Source organism: Actinophytocola sp. (assembly GCF_050699935.1).
GTDB lineage: Bacteria > Actinomycetota > Actinomycetes > Mycobacteriales > Pseudonocardiaceae > Actinophytocola.
Genome location: NZ_JBOHGB010000035.1, coordinates 1 through 13,953, shown reverse-complemented (window position 1 = coordinate 13,953; position 13,953 = coordinate 1). Strand labels below are relative to the sequence as shown.

Below are 13,953 nucleotides of genomic sequence, written 5' to 3'. Positions count from 1 at the left end.
GGTCGCCCTGTGTCGATGATTCGCTCGCAAGCTCGCTCATGGCGCGCTACCGGCCGGCAGCCGGACGACCGCCCACCCTTTGGCGGTGGTCTGGTCGCGCTGGTTGGTGATCCAGATGCGTACCCGGACCCGGCCGTTGCCGTCCTGGTCGGGCTCGGTCTTGCCCTCGACCGTGCCGTGGCACCGGGACAGGTCGCCCATCAGGTTGAAGCCGCGGATCTCGGCGTACAGCTCCTCGAGGAAGCCGTGGTCGCCGATCCAGTTGGTGAGCATGACGCTCAGCCAGGAGATCCGCTCCGGGCCGTAGTCGTAGGCGTCCGGCACGCCGGCCCGGCGAGCCAGGTCGCCGTCCCAGTGCACCGCCTCGGGCGGCTCCGGCACGCCGAACGCGTTGGACAGCCCGATCGCCGGGTGCTCGCGCAGGAAGTCGAACCAGAAACCGTGGGCATGAATGAACAACCCACCCCACGCCTGCTCGAAGGCCACCGCACTGGTCGGCGAGTACGGACCCCGGATGATCGACGGCACCGCCGCGTCGACGGCGACGTCGTTCCAGTGGAGAACGTCCGCGCCACGCGGCCGCTCGGCCGCATACTCCTCGGCGATCGCCGCGAGCGCGTCCCTGTCGTAGGACGTCTTCGCGCTCGTGATGTCGTTGTACTTGCCGCGCTTGCGGGCCGACTGCCGCTCGGTGCGCATGCCCCAGCCCTGGATCTCGGCGAACGGCCGGCCGGTGCCGGCATTGGTGAAGGTGGTCGTGCTGACCTGCTTGAACATCCGGCCGGAGAACTGTCCGGACAGCTCGACGAGGTCGGTGAACCGGGTCTCCGACGAGGTCTTGGCACCCTCCGGCAGCGGTTCGAACCACTTCCAGTGCGAGCCGCCGAACATCGAGTGCACGCCGGGCAGCCCACCGCGGTAGCCGATCGACAGCCGGCTCAGCGCGTACGGCAGGCAGGGCGGTGCGATCACCGAGCCGAACCTGGTCGTGGCCGCGTAGTCCGGGTCGTGGTAGAGGCGGTTGCGGTCGCCGGTGGCCTGCGCCCAACGCCGGATCGCGTCGGAGGTCGCCTCGGTGAGGTATGGCGGGTCGGAGACCTTCACCACCTCACCGAGCCGTGCGCGCAGGCGGTCGAGTTCCTGCTCCGTGATCTGTCCGTCCACAGCGTTGCTCACGCTGGCCTCCCCCCTACCCGTCCGTTCTCGAATTCCTCGATGAGCTCGTCGATCCTGGCGTCGTCCCAGCCCAGGATCGTCCGGCACACCTCCCGGGTGTGCTCGCCGAGAAGTGGCGGCGGGCGCAGCGGGGGCTCGAAGTCGTTCTCCGGGAACCGGACCGGCGGGCGGACGATGTTCACCTCGCCGGCCGTCGGATGCGACACGGTGCGGAGGATTTCCCTTTCCTGCAACTGCTCCTGTTCGAGCGCCTCGGCGACGCCGAGGATCGGGGCGTACGGCAGGTCGGCCTCGTCGAAGATCGTGCTCCACTCGTCCCTGGTCTTGGTCCGCAGGATCTCCTCGATGATCGGCACCAGGATGTCGCGGTTGTCCCGCCGGTCCGTGGTGGTGCGGAAACGGGGATCCTCCACCAGATTCGGCCGGTTGATGGCGATGCAGAACCTGCGCCAGAAGTTCCCGACATGCAGGGCCAGCACCAGATAGCCGTCGGCGACCTCGAACCGTCCGTACGGCACCACGTTGTGGTGGCCGCTGCCGACCCGGCCGGGGCTGCGGCCGGTGAGCAGTGCCAGCTGGCCGAGGTAGCCGATCATGCCGATCATGCCTTCGAGGAGGCTGAGGTCGATGTGCTGGGCCTCGCCGGTGCGGTCCCGGTGGTGCAGCGCGGAAAGCACCGCGATCGCCGACCACAGCCCGCCGCCGAGGTCGCCCATCGGCAGCCCCATCTTGGTCGGTGGCCCCTCGGGCTCGCCGGTGATCGACATGACCCCGCTGCGGGCCTGCGTGACCAGGTCGAACGACGGCTTGTCGCGCATCGGCCCGGTCCGGCCGAAACCGCTGATCGAGCACATGACGATGTCCGGCTTGTGAGCCTTGATCACGTCGAAGTCGAGCCCGAGCCGCGACATCACGTCCGGCCGGAAGTTCTCGATCAGCACGTCGCAGTGCGCCACCAGTTCCAGGATGAGGTCACGCCCGCGCTCGCTCTTCAGGTCGACGACGATGCTGCGTTTGTTGCGGTTCACCGCGAGGAAGTAGTGGCTCAGGTCGCCGTCGTGGAACGGGGCGATCGTGCGAACCCGGTCCCCGCCACCGGGTTCCTCGACCTTGATGACGTCCGCGCCGAGGTCACCGAGTATCAACGTGCCGAACGGCCCGGAGAGCACCCTGGTGAGGTCGAGTACCCGAACGCCGGCGAGCGGTCCAGGCGGCGCAACTTGCTCCTTGACCATCAGCGATCCCTTCCCGAGTTTCCTTGGTACGTTGCGCGGATCCGGCCGGCTCAGCCGAGGGTCCGGACGATGTGGGTCGCGTCGTCGACCTTCTCCAGGTTCAGCATCAGGTCGAGCGCCTGCTCGGTTCGCTCCGTGGTGTGTCCCGGCAAACCGTTGCGCGAGCAGTCCCGGTATCGCTCGACGAGCCGGTCGAGGGGCAGCGGGTTGTCCGGATGCCCGGTCGGCGCGCCGACCGGGGCCGACCGCACGGTGTCGCCATCGGACAGTTCGATCTCGGCGTACACGCCGTCGTCCGGCGCGTCCAGCTCGGCCGACACCATCTGCGCCAACGCCGTTCGTGTCGGATCGGACAGTGCGCGCTCGCGGAAGTCGGCCAGCGTGAGCCGGCCGGCGGTGAGCAGGCAGGCCACGGACCAGGGCAGGCTGAAGGACTGCTCGACGTGGTTGGCCGGGCGCCGCTTCGCCTCGATCGGCCGGCAGGTGATCTCCATGCTCGGCGCGCCGTGCACCCGCACGGCGGCCACCCGCTCGGGCCGGATGCCGTGCTTGGTTCGTAGCTCCAACACCGCGTCCAGGGCCTGGTGCATCGCCGCGCAGCACGGGTAGCCCTTGAACCCGAGCCGGGTCACGCGGAAGTCCCGCCCGATGCCGTCGAGCACCTCGGCCGATTCACACTCCCGGAAGAACGTCGGGTACAGCCCGTCGGTACCGGTGAGGAACTCGTGCGGGCCGTCGACGTCGTGGCCGGCGAGCAGCGCGGCCTGGAGTCCATTTCGGACACAGGCGCCCATCTGCATGCGCACGGCGAGGCTGCCCTCGTGGTGGGCCTGGTAGGTCCCGGCGATCTGCGTGTAGGCCAGCCCGAGCGCGTCGAGCATGGCCTCGGCGCTCAGCCCGAAGATCCGGCCCGCCGCGGCGGCGGCGCCGAGATGGCCGAACAGGTAGGTGGAGTTGAACGGCGTGTCGATGGCGTGCGGCGCGGCCGCCACCATCCGGATCTCGGCGTCCGTGCCGGCGGCGACCGCGGTGAGCAGGTCCTGGCCGGACACGGTTTCCGCGCGGTGTTCCGCGGCCGCGAACGCCGCCGGAACCGTGGCCACCGCGATGGCATAGGCATGGCTGTTGCCGATCCAGAACTTGTCCTCGTACTCCAGGGCCTTCGCGTAGACCCCGTTGGCGTAGCCGGCGAGGGCGACCGAGAAGCCGCCGCCTCCGCCGATGATCGTGGCCGGTCCGCGGCGGTCCGCCTGCTGCGCGGCGGCGAAGGCGAGCACCTTGTCCGAGCCGGCGTCCTGGCTGCCGGCGATCATCGAGCCGACCGTCCACAGCACCGCTCGCCGGGCCGCCTCGACGGTCTCCTGCGGGAGCTGGTCGTACTCCACCCGGCTCGCCTGCGTGGCGAGCGCCGTCTCCAGTCTCATCCGTTGCCTGTTTCATATATGGAACAAAGCTCTATCAGTAGAATAGCTTCGAGTTCCCGGAAGTCAACGTCCCGCTCAAGCGGTCGCCTCGCCCTTGACTTCGCCGTGGGGCATGCATAGCGTCGATGCAATAGGCGATACGCTGTTCTGCTAGCAGAATCAGGCTGCTGCTGGCGGCGAGAGGAGCACGCGTGACGACGTTCGAGGTGTTCTCTCCGGAAGGTCGGCCGGTTCCCAAGGTGCGTGCGATCGACCGGCAGCGCGTCGTCTCCTCGCTCGCCGAGGCGAAGGTGGCCGAGGTCTGGGATTACCGGTTCCGCGGCGACGAGGTGTTCTCGACGCTCCGCGACTCCCTCGGCCGTGCCCGTCCCGGGGCCGGGTTCGTCGGGTACGACAACTTCGGTGACATCCACGGCCCCGACGCGACCGCGTTGGTCGAGGCGCTACCCGGCCGGCTCGACGCCACCGGCGCCGATGTGGCGGTGGTCGGCGTCGGCGCTTGAGGAGCGTGCACGCCCGCAGTTCTGCGGGCCAGCGTCCGGGCGGAGTCCGCGGGTGTGCCAACGGTTTCGATCGTGGTGAGCGGGTTCTACGAGCTGGCCAAGGCCACGGTGCGCACGCTGATGGACCGGGAACTGGCCATTATCGTGTACCCGGGAATGATCCTGCACGACTCCCCGGAGACGGTCGTGAAGAAGGTGAACGACCACCTGGTCGACCCGGTCGTCTCCATCCTGGAGGCACGCCTGCGCGGCGACTAGACGGAGGCGGAATGGAATCGCCGGTGTTCACGGGGTCGTTCGACGACGTCCAGGAGGAGTTCCGCCGGCAGCTGTGGACCGACGGGCTGCCGATCGTGCCGCCGACGATCGAGCGGATAGAGCGGTTCCTCGAGCGGACCGCGCGGGACCCGGACGAGTCGCTCGGGGTGCTGCTGCCGGCGAACGTCGACGCCACCGTGTGGAGCATCGCGGTCAACGCGGTGATGGCCGGCTGCCGGCCGGAGTACATGCCGGTGCTGATCGGCATCGTCGACGCGATCGCCGATCCCCAGTTCCGGATCCAGGACGCCGGCAGCACCCCGGGCTGGGAGCCGCTGGTGATCGTCAGCGGGCCGATCGTGGGTGAGCTCGACTTCAACTGCGGCACCGGCGCGCTGCGGGTCGGCCCGCAGCCGAACACCACGATCGGCCGGTTTCTCAAGCTGTACCTGCGGAACGTGGCAGGGCTCAAGGGCCCGCCGGGAGCCACCGACAAGGGCACGTTCGGGCAGAGCTTCTTCGTGACGCTGGCGGAGAACCACCAGGCCGTGCGGGCGATTGGCTGGCCACCGTTCAATGTGGACGTCGGGTTCGCGGTGGACGACAGCGTCGTCACTGTGCAGAGCGTCGTCGCGGCGAGCATGCCGACCTACAGCGCCGGCGAGCGGTGGGAATCGCACGCCGAGCTGATCGCCGAGGTCATCGGCCAGGGTTGCTGGGCCTACTGGTCGTGGGTGGGCATGTGGTTCGGGCGCTTCCACCCTCTGCTGGTGATGACTCCGAACGTCGCGGAGAAGATCGCCGGCGACGGCGCGTCCAAGGACGACATCCGGCGGTTCCTCGGCCGCGGTGTCCACTTGAGAGCCCGGCAGTTGGAGCGGTACGCGTGGGACGTCGGGATCACCGAGTTCCGGCTGGACCGGCTCGTCGAGCAGGGCCGGCTGCCTGCCGAGTACGCGGCGTCGTCCGACCCCGAGCGGCTGCTCCCCGCGCTGCTGGACCCCGAGTCCGTCGGCATCGTGGTGAGTGGTGATCCGGACCGCAACCAGTCGAAGGGCTTCGTGCAGAACCACCTCCAGGGCCCACCGACGAGCCGGCGGATCGCCTGACGCGGCATAGTGTCGCGACGTGACCGACTGGACCGGCATGACCAAGCAACTGCTCGAGGGTGTCCGCGACTGCGACCCGATCTACCGTCCGACGAACTTCTGGACACCGGGGCTGCGGGACATCCTCGCCGATCTCGAGGCGCGCGGCCTGGAGGTGTTCAAGTCCTGGCCGACGGCCGGCTACTGGTTCTACCCGAGCTACGGCAGGCCCCTGGCGCCCCGCACCATCGACAAGACCTTCAAGCACGCGGTCGAGACGAATCCCGGGCTGCCCAGGCTGTGGTGGCTGCGCTCCCTGAACGGCTTTCACGAGGCGGTGCGGGACTTCGACGCGGCGCGGTTGGCCTGGGACCAGTCCCGCTGGCCGTTCGACCTGGAGGGCTTCGGCGAGAGCGCCGTGGGCCAACCCGTTCGTCACTACGCGCTGACCGGGTCGGACACCATCCGGTGGGGCAAGCCGTACCTGAACTACCTGCTGTGCCTCGCCGCGCTGTCCCGGCACGTCGACGGCCCGCCGCGGCACTTCCTGGAGATCGGCGGCGGCTTCGGTGTGCTCGGCGAGATCCTGATGTGGCGCGACCAGCACGCCCGCTACGTCAACCTGGACATCCCGCCGCTGCTGACGGTCGCCTCGTACTACCTGACCACGTTGTTCGGCGATCGGGTGCTGACTCCGGACGCCCTGGACGTCGCCGGCCCGCCGCACCTTCCCGCGTCCGCCTGCCTGCCCAACTGGCGACTGCCCGACGTGCGCGGCCCGTTCGACGTGTTCGTCAACTCGTTCTCCTTCCAGGAGATGGAGCCGCACGTGGTCGACCACTACGTCGGCATGGTCGCCGACCTCGGTGTGACCCACGTGGTGTCGCTGAACTCCCGCGACGGCAAGCGCCGCGCCGCCGCCGGAACCGAGGGCGGCGTGCTCGATCCGGTCACCTCCGACCTGATCGTCGAGTGGTTCGGCAGGCGCGGGTACACCGTGTGCGGCCGCTACGGCGAGCCGCTCATCCACAGCGCCGGCGAACTGGTGGTACTCAAGCGCGCCTGACGTGTGGCGGCAGCGGCGCCGGCACGTCCATTTTCGGGTTTCAGTCGTTCTTGGCGACGGCCTTCAACTCGACGACTCGGCTGCGGTAGCGCGTCGTGCCGCGGTTGGTGACGCGGCCTCCAATCCGATGACGAGGTAAGGATGATCATGCTCGTGCCAGGCCTGTCGCTCGCCAGGCTCCAGCATCAGATCCCACACGCGAACATGCTGGTTCTCGAACACGATCCGCTGACCGACGTCGATAAGCGTCACCGTGCCGCCGTCTGGCGCGACGAGGACGTCTCCGAGGGCCATGATCAGTTCGGGCAGCATCTCGGATTCGTTATGGACATGCGCGCGCGAAATGTGACCGCCCGGCATGTTCACCTCGCCGGCCGACAGGCTCTGGACCGGCGCTGTTTCGCTGTACACGACTGGAGTCAGGTTCTGCCCTGTGCGCTGTCCGTCGCGTTCTGGTGAACAGTATCGACCATCACTGGCTCGATTCCGGCGCTGGTCAGGTATGGGCTCACCGCTCGATCACCCCTGCTGTTGTGTATGGCGTTATTCGAGAGTTTCTTTCAGCAGAAATCCCCGCGGTCAATTTCAGAGCTTGCGCTGGTCAATGACGAGGATGATGCCCGTGCGATACGGAATCGTAAAGTGTGTCGTCCGGGCGGCCCGAGCGATCGCCGTATCGGTTTTGCCGCCACACGGCGGCGACCATGCTCCTTCGGCATGAATCGGGAGGCAAATGCACTAATCGACTGGGCACGTGGGAGTAGCCGCGGACCCCGCGCGCGGCCGGAGCCTGGCGGTGCCCCGGTCACACCTGACGCCCGCCGGCCTCCTTCGGTCGCGACTTAACACCGGCCTGCGTTGCTTTCCCGTAACCTGGCCCCGTGGCCTTCCCCGTGCACGCGCAGTGGCCGGAGAACGACCCGGAGCGCACCGACCTGATCCCCCGGATCGATGAGCTCACCGACAGGAGGGCATCGCCGGGCGCACCGGGCCGTCCCGATGGCCGCTACGCGTACATTCGTCCGGCGCGCGGACGCCCCGGTGCCGGCGCGACGCCCCCGCGGGGCAGGCGTCGCCGCCCGCTACGGAAGAGGCGGCTCCGGCGGGAGCTGCTGACCCTGCTGGCGGTCGCGCTGCTGTTGACGTTCCTGATCCAGCACTTCCTGGGCCGGGTGTACTTGATCCCGTCCGGCTCGATGGAGAAGACGCTGCACGGCTGCCCCGGCTGCGACAATGACCGCGTGCTGGTGGACAAGCTCCACTATGCGTTCACCGATCCCGAGCCCGGCGACGTGGTCGTCTTCGAGGGCCCGAACACGTGGACGGAAGACGAGTACCAGGAGCCGTCGGGGAACTTCGTCACCAACGCGCTGCAGCAGGTCGGTGCCCTGGTCGGCCTCGCGCCGCCGGATGAGCGCGACTTCGTCAAGCGGGTGATCGCGGTCGGTGGCCAGACCGTCCAGTGCTGCGACGACAGGATGCGGGTGCTCGTCGACGGCCGCCCGCTCGACGAGCCTTATGTCTACTGGCAGAACGGCAAGCCGAATGCTCAGCAGCGCTTCGACCCGGTGGTCGTGCCCGAGGGCACGCTCTGGGTCATGGGCGACAACCGCAACAACTCGAAGGACTCCCGTGTGCAGGGCGGTGGCGGCGTCCGCGGCGTCGTTTCCATCGACAACGTGATCGGCAAGGCGCGCTACATCGTGCTGCCGACCGCGCGCTGGCAGGGCGTCGGCGACCACAACCCGCAGGGCGGCATCCAGGTCGCGATGGGCGCGTCCGAGTGGCAGCAGGGCCTACCGGCCGGTGTCGGTCTCCTCGCCGCGTGGCCGATGCTGTGGCTCGGCCGGCGAATAACCTGGGCGATCCGGCTGCCTCGACGAACCGACCCGCCGAGGTCGACCAGGCCGTAGGCGGTCAGACGATGCGGCGGGAGCGGGCCAGCGCCAGCCCACCGAGGACCATGGCGATCAGTCCGACCGCCAGGGCCACGAAGCCCCCGACTATTCCGTAGCCGGTGCCGGGACCACCGTCGGCGGCGGCCACGACCAGCCCGCCGATGGCCACGCCGGCCAGGCCGGTCACCAGGGAGACGATGGCGCCCCTTCTCCCGGTGCCGGTGCCGATTCGACCGGCGCGGGCGAGCGTCAGCACGCCGATGACCGCGCCGGCCAGCCCGAGCAGCGCGGCCACGACGGACCAGAGACGCCCGGAGGTCAAGGTGTAAGCATCGGCGGCGGCCGGCTGGACCAGGACGTGCGCGGCTGCCGGTGTGGCAAGCGCGACAACCCCGAGCAGGGCGGCTGCGGCGGCGGCAAGCAGGTGACGGACGGACATGAGGTGCTCCTTCTCCTACGACTGGACGTCACCTGATCATGTCCGCCGGCCCACCGCCGGTCGTCCTGCTGGCGCGGGCAGTTCGCGCTGCCGTCGATGCCGTAGCGGGCTACCGCGGACGCCGCGGGAACCGCGAACCTACCGCGCCCGCGGTAGGCGGCCGATCATCCGCGCGCAGGACTTCCCCGCGCGAACATCCGGTTAGTGTGCAAAGTGTGCGCAGGGTACGGATCGGAGACTGGGCGATCGCCGTCGGCGTGGCGGCGTCCCTGCTGGTCGCCGGGCTGTCCGGGCAACACTCCGCCACGAGTCTCGACCCGCTGGGTTACGCGTTGTTGACAGCCGGCGGCCTGGCGCTGGCCGCGCGCCGCCGGGCTCCGGTCACCGTGCTGGCCGTGACCGGGTTGTGCGCGCTGGGTTACCAAGCCGTCGGGTTCGACGTGCCTGTCGTCGCGTTTCTGTTCGCGGTGTACGCCGCGGTGCGGGCCGGACACCGCATCGTCACGGTGGCGGGTTCGGTGATCATGCTGGCTGCTCTTCCGCTCGCGATCTTGGTCTCTCCACACGACTGGCCCGTGGGCGAGTCGTTCACGCAGTCCCGGGATGTCCTCGAACTGGCCTGGCTGATCGCCGCCGGTGCGGCGGGTGAGGCGCTGCGACAGGCCGAGCGGCGGGCGGACGAGGCCGAACGCACCCGCGAGGAGACCGCGCGGCGCCGCGCCGACGAAGAGCGGCTGCACATCGCGCGGGAGCTGCACGATTCGCTCACCCACCAGATCTCGGTGATCAAGGTGCAGGCCGAAGTCGCCGTCCACCTTGCCCGCAAGCGGGGTGAACAGGTGCCGGAGACCCTGCTGGCGATCCGCGAGGCCGGTCGTGAGGCGGCCCGGGAACTGCGGGCAACCCTGGAGGCGCTTCGCTATGACGACAAGAACCCGGACGACAAGAACCCGCCGCACGGGCTCGACGATGTTCCGGAGCTGGTGGCGCGGGCCCGGACGGCCGGTCTGGAGGCGAAGCTGACGATCGAGGGAGAACGAAACGGCATGCCGGCCGCGGTGGACCGGACCGCTTACCGGATCGTTCAGGAGTCGCTGACCAACATCGCCCGGCACGCCGCCGCCGCTACCGCGTCGGTCCGGATCGACTACCGGCCCGACGCCCTGGTCATCCGGGTCGACGACGACGGCAAGGCCACGCCGGACACCGCGCCGGTACCCGGCGTCGGGCTGCTCGGGATGCGCGAACGAGTCACCGCCCTCGGAGGTCACCTGCGGGCGGCACCACGCAGCGAGGGCGGCTTCACCGTCCAGGCCGAACTTCCCGTGGATCAGTCGTCATGATCCGTGTCCTGCTGGTCGACGACCAGCCGCTCATTCGCAGCGGGTTCCGCGCGCTCCTTGACGTAGAGGACGACATCGAGGTGGTGGCCGAGGCCGCCGACGGCAGCGAGGGCCTGGCGCTGGCCAGGGAGCACGTGCCCGACGTCGCGCTCATCGACGTTCAGATGCCGGTCGTCGACGGTATCGAGGCGACCCGGCGCATCGCCGCGGACCCGGCCCTGGCTCCGGTGCACGTCGTCATCCTGACCAACTACGGCTTGGACGAGTACGTGTTCAACGCGCTGCGCGCCGGCGCGGCGGGGTTCCTCGTCAAGGACATCCAGCCGGAGGACTTCCTGCACGCCGTACGCGTCGCCGCGCGCGGCGACGCCCTGCTCGCACCGTCGATCACCCGCAAGCTGATCAACCGGTACGTCACCCAGCCGCTCAACACCGGCGCCGGCGAGGGGCTCGGGGAACTGACCAACCGCGAACGCGAGGCCGTCGCCCTGGTCGCACAGGGCCTGTCCAACGACCAGCTCGCCGCCCGCATGGTGATCAGCCCGCTGACCGCGAAAACCCACGTCAACCGAGCCATGACCAAGCTCCACGCCCGTGACCGCGCCCAACTCGTCGTCCTCGCCTACGAATCCGGCCTGATAGCCCCGCGCAACGTCTGATACCCACGGTCCGGGTGCGGACCGCCCCCACGAACCCGCGTACGCTGCGCCACAGCCAAGCCGCACGGGAGGACCACGATGTCCAAGCGCACGAGCAAGCGAGCGACCCGCCGCAAGAAGTCGGCGAACCACGGCAAGCGCCCGAACGGCTCCTGACCGACGCGCCGCGCGCCGGCGTAACAGCACGTCCCCCAGCCGAGCAGGTTGTCCACATAGGACATGGTGACCCGCGCGGCGGTAGGTGACTGGGCGCAGGGCGGCGATCGCATGCGGGTCGAACGGGTGATCCTGGTAGGCGTCGATCAGCCTGTCCGGGTCGCCACGAAGGCGTACTGCCGAGCCGCCGGTCGTTGAGTTCGTGCGAAATCCGGAAAGTCCCGCCGAAAGTTCGTTGACCCGGCCAAGATCGCATCCTTAACATCGCGTGTCGCGGCAACTACTCACGACGTCCGTGCTTCGGCACGAGGGAAGCGGGCATGCACATCCTCAGGGGTAAAAGGCCTGATCAGGCCGAGGTGTGCGCCCGAATTCCGTGGCGTCGTCTCCGGGTCGCGCCGGCTGTTGGCACCGGTGCGATGCCCGACCACATCCTGATCCAGCCGGTCCGGGGGGACTCGTCGTGTCCGAGCAGGGAGGGACCTCCGCATGAATGCCAACCGACGGCCCGCGGCGGCTGACGCAGTCAACCAGACCTGGCTGGACTGGTTCGCCAGCCAGATGCTGGCCGACACCGGTCCGGCCACCGAAGCCAGGCTCACCCCCCGGATCGCCTGCGACCACACCGCCACCAACGTCGCCGCGGACGTCGAGGACGAGGACCAGCCGGATCGTCGCCAGCGTCGTTTCCTGTCCAAGCGGGCGGCGGCAGCAGCCGGAATGGCGCTGGCCGCCAGCATGGTGGTCCCGGGGATCGCGTCGGCGGCCCCTGGCACGACCCTGCCGCAGGGGGCGGACCGCAACGACTCGCTGCCCGACGGATACCGGCTGACCGTCAGCGGGAGCCCCGGGGCGTTCGCGCCGATCCCGGTCCTGCCGCCGACGGACGTCGCACAAGCCCGGCCGCAGCTGCTGTATCCCACGCCGCCGGCGTTGGCGCCGCAGCCGGCGCCGACACCGCCCAAGCCGCAGGATCCGTCGGCCAGGCAGCCCGGCGCGACGAGCATCCCCGGCGTCGATCTTCCTTATTCGGAACAGCGGATCGACGCGCTGCGGGAGGTGATCGACAAGGCGGAGCCGCCGGGCTACGTCAGCCAGTTCTCGCCGAAGGCGTTGCGTGCCACGACATTGCCGGCGGACGTGCGCGGGTCGCTGGACAAGGACGCGGTCAACGCGCAGATGCGCCAGTCCTTCATGAACGACCAGTACAACAAGGACGTCCGGGACGGCTTCCGGGACCGGTTCAACCAGAGCATCGACGACATCCACAACGCGAGGACGACGCAGGACCAGGACGCCGCGATCGCGCAGTTCAACCAGACCGCCATGGAGTACAACGCCGCCGAGCTGGCCGAGCGGGACAACTTCGGCGGCCACCCGACGGACGCGCGGGGTCGGATCGTCCGCGGAGTGCCGAAGTCCATGGCGGCCCCGGTCGCGTTGCCGGCGACCTATGGCCAGCAGCCGCAGGTTTCGGCTGGCGAAGTCCAGCCGGTCAACGCTCCCGGGACGAACCCGCTTTCTCCGGACCAGCAGGCGGCCCAACCGGAGCAGGTGCAGCCGGCTGAACCCGCGCAGGTGCAACTGGACCAGGTGCAGCCGGGTGTCTCCGTAGACTTCAGGCAGTCCGAGAGCTGGACCGAGAAGGCCGAGCGCCAGCAGGCGGCCGGCAGCCGGTTCGCCCAGTACGGCCAGTGGGGCGAGCAATCCGCCAAGCCCGCGAGCCCCGGCGTCGACGCCACGCTTGTCGGCGACCAGGTCCAGGGCAGCGTGTACGACGCGAGCACGACCGGCGCGACCCAGCTCGGCGATGTCACCGTCACCGGCGGTGCCGACGCCAGGGCGTTGGGTGGCGAGGCGACCGCGAGGGCGGGCTTCAACAGCAACGACGGGGCCAACGCGCAGGCCACGGTCAACGCCTACCTCGGGCAGGTGTCCGCGCAGGGCTCGGCGCAGTACGGCCCCGTCGCGGTGGGCGGCTCGGCCAAGGGCAACGTCGGCGTCGAGGCCGGGGTGAACGGCTCGATCGGGCCCAACGGGGCGCGGTTGGGTGCGAACGCGTTCGCCGGCGCGCGGGCCAGTGGCGAAGTGCACGCCGACGTCGGCGGGTTGAGCGCCGGTGTCACGGGTGAGGCATGGGCGGGTGTCGGCGCGGAGGCCAACGCGACGTTCGGCCGGACCGAGGACGGCAAGTACACCATCGGCGCTGACGCTGGGTTGGCCCTGGGGGTCGGCGGAAAGACCGGCTTCAAGGCCACGGTGGACCCGGCCAAGGTCTATCAGACCGCGAGCGACGTCTACCAATCCGTGCGCGACGCGGCCAGCTCGCTGAACCCCTTCGGCAGCTCCTCGACGGACAACGACCAGCAGCCGACGCCGGAGGTTCAGCCCGAGGCGCCGGAGGTTCAGCCCGCGCCGACGCCGGAGGTTCAGCCCGAGGCGCCCACTCAAGAGGTTCAGTCCGAGGCGCCGGCGGACGGCACCATTAGCGACTCCGGCGGTTCGGACAGCCTTGGTTCGGACAGCCTTGGTTCCGAAAACCCTGACGGCTCAGGCAGCCTCAGCGGCGACCTGGGTGGTGGCGGCGACTTCGGTGGTGGCGGCGACTTCGGTGGTGGCGGCGACTTCGGTGGTGGCGGCGACTTCGGTGGTGGCGGCGACCTGGGTGGTGGCGGCGACCTGGGTGGCGGTGGCGACCTGGGTGGTGG

The 13,953-nt window shown here is 69.6% G+C and carries 12 protein-coding genes and 2 pseudogenes; 9 read left to right on the top strand and 5 right to left on the bottom strand.

Annotation, left to right across the window (positions count from 1 at the left end):
• Positions 1-36 precede the first annotated feature (36 nt).
• From ACRDTB_RS14320 to ACRDTB_RS14310, 3 genes are read right to left on the bottom strand one after another with little or no spacing between them, the layout of a single operon-like run.
• Positions 37-1,176, bottom strand: coding sequence for an FAS1-like dehydratase domain-containing protein (locus tag ACRDTB_RS14320; RefSeq protein ID WP_431430711.1), 1,140 nt, complete (start codon positions 1,174-1,176; stop codon positions 37-39).
• The gene (locus ACRDTB_RS14315; protein WP_431430710.1) at positions 1,173-2,411 is read right to left on the bottom strand and encodes a CaiB/BaiF CoA transferase family protein; all 1,239 of its coding nucleotides are present in this window, start codon (positions 2,409-2,411) and stop codon (positions 1,173-1,175) included. The genes ACRDTB_RS14320 and ACRDTB_RS14315 overlap by 4 nt, the downstream gene beginning before the upstream one ends.
• A gap of 50 nt (positions 2,412-2,461) precedes the next feature.
• Positions 2,462-3,835: an MmgE/PrpD family protein gene (locus tag ACRDTB_RS14310; RefSeq protein ID WP_431430709.1), complete on the bottom strand. Its 1,374-nt coding sequence runs from the start codon at positions 3,833-3,835 to the stop codon at positions 2,462-2,464.
• A gap of 191 nt (positions 3,836-4,026) precedes the next feature.
• Here ACRDTB_RS14310 and ACRDTB_RS14305 point away from each other — a divergent pair, with 191 nt between their 5' ends.
• From ACRDTB_RS14305 to ACRDTB_RS14290, 4 genes and pseudogenes are all read left to right on the top strand, one after another.
• The gene (locus ACRDTB_RS14305; RefSeq protein WP_431430707.1) at positions 4,027-4,338 is read left to right on the top strand and encodes a hypothetical protein; all 312 of its coding nucleotides are present in this window, start codon (positions 4,027-4,029) and stop codon (positions 4,336-4,338) included.
• A 12-nt stretch (positions 4,339-4,350) separates the two neighbouring features.
• Positions 4,351-4,596 (top strand): annotated as a pseudogene (locus ACRDTB_RS14300) (UGSC family (seleno)protein); the annotation flags it as partial.
• An 11-nt stretch (positions 4,597-4,607) separates the two neighbouring features.
• Positions 4,608-5,705, top strand: coding sequence for a hypothetical protein (locus tag ACRDTB_RS14295; protein WP_431430706.1), 1,098 nt, complete (start codon positions 4,608-4,610; stop codon positions 5,703-5,705).
• A gap of 19 nt (positions 5,706-5,724) precedes the next feature.
• Positions 5,725-6,750 (top strand): putative sugar O-methyltransferase, encoded by a 1,026-nt coding sequence (locus tag ACRDTB_RS14290; protein ID WP_431430705.1) that lies wholly within the window; start codon positions 5,725-5,727, stop codon positions 6,748-6,750.
• Between the two features lie 63 nt (positions 6,751-6,813).
• Here ACRDTB_RS14290 and ACRDTB_RS14285 read toward each other — a convergent pair whose 3' ends face one another.
• Entirely contained in the window at positions 6,814-7,161 is a 348-nt protein-coding gene (locus tag ACRDTB_RS14285) for a hypothetical protein (protein ID WP_431430704.1), read from the bottom strand.
• A 536-nt stretch (positions 7,162-7,697) separates the two neighbouring features.
• Between ACRDTB_RS14285 and lepB the strand changes: the two genes are divergently transcribed.
• Positions 7,698-8,663 carry a signal peptidase I gene (gene lepB, locus ACRDTB_RS14280; protein WP_431430750.1) on the top strand — a complete coding sequence of 322 codons (966 nt, stop codon included), beginning with the start codon at positions 7,698-7,700 and terminating at the stop codon, positions 8,661-8,663.
• A gap of 4 nt (positions 8,664-8,667) precedes the next feature.
• Here lepB and ACRDTB_RS14275 read toward each other — a convergent pair whose 3' ends face one another.
• Complete coding sequence (locus ACRDTB_RS14275; protein ID WP_431430749.1) at positions 8,668-9,003, bottom strand: DUF6223 family protein; 336 nt, start codon at positions 9,001-9,003, stop codon at positions 8,668-8,670.
• 299 nt (positions 9,004-9,302) lie between these two features.
• On the opposite strand from ACRDTB_RS14275, the gene ACRDTB_RS14270 reads away from it, so the two are divergent.
• The 4 genes and pseudogenes from ACRDTB_RS14270 to ACRDTB_RS14255 all read left to right on the top strand — a co-directional run.
• Complete coding sequence (locus ACRDTB_RS14270; RefSeq protein WP_431430703.1) at positions 9,303-10,430, top strand: histidine kinase; 1,128 nt, start codon at positions 9,303-9,305, stop codon at positions 10,428-10,430.
• Entirely contained in the window at positions 10,427-11,089 is a 663-nt protein-coding gene (locus ACRDTB_RS14265) for a response regulator (RefSeq protein ID WP_431430702.1), read from the top strand. The genes ACRDTB_RS14270 and ACRDTB_RS14265 overlap by 4 nt, the downstream gene beginning before the upstream one ends.
• Before the next feature lie 78 nt (positions 11,090-11,167).
• Positions 11,168-11,245, top strand: coding sequence for a 50S ribosomal protein bL37 (locus ACRDTB_RS14260; protein ID WP_431430748.1), 78 nt, complete (start codon positions 11,168-11,170; stop codon positions 11,243-11,245).
• A gap of 489 nt (positions 11,246-11,734) precedes the next feature.
• A pseudogene (locus tag ACRDTB_RS14255) lies at positions 11,735-13,953 on the top strand (hypothetical protein); the annotation flags it as partial.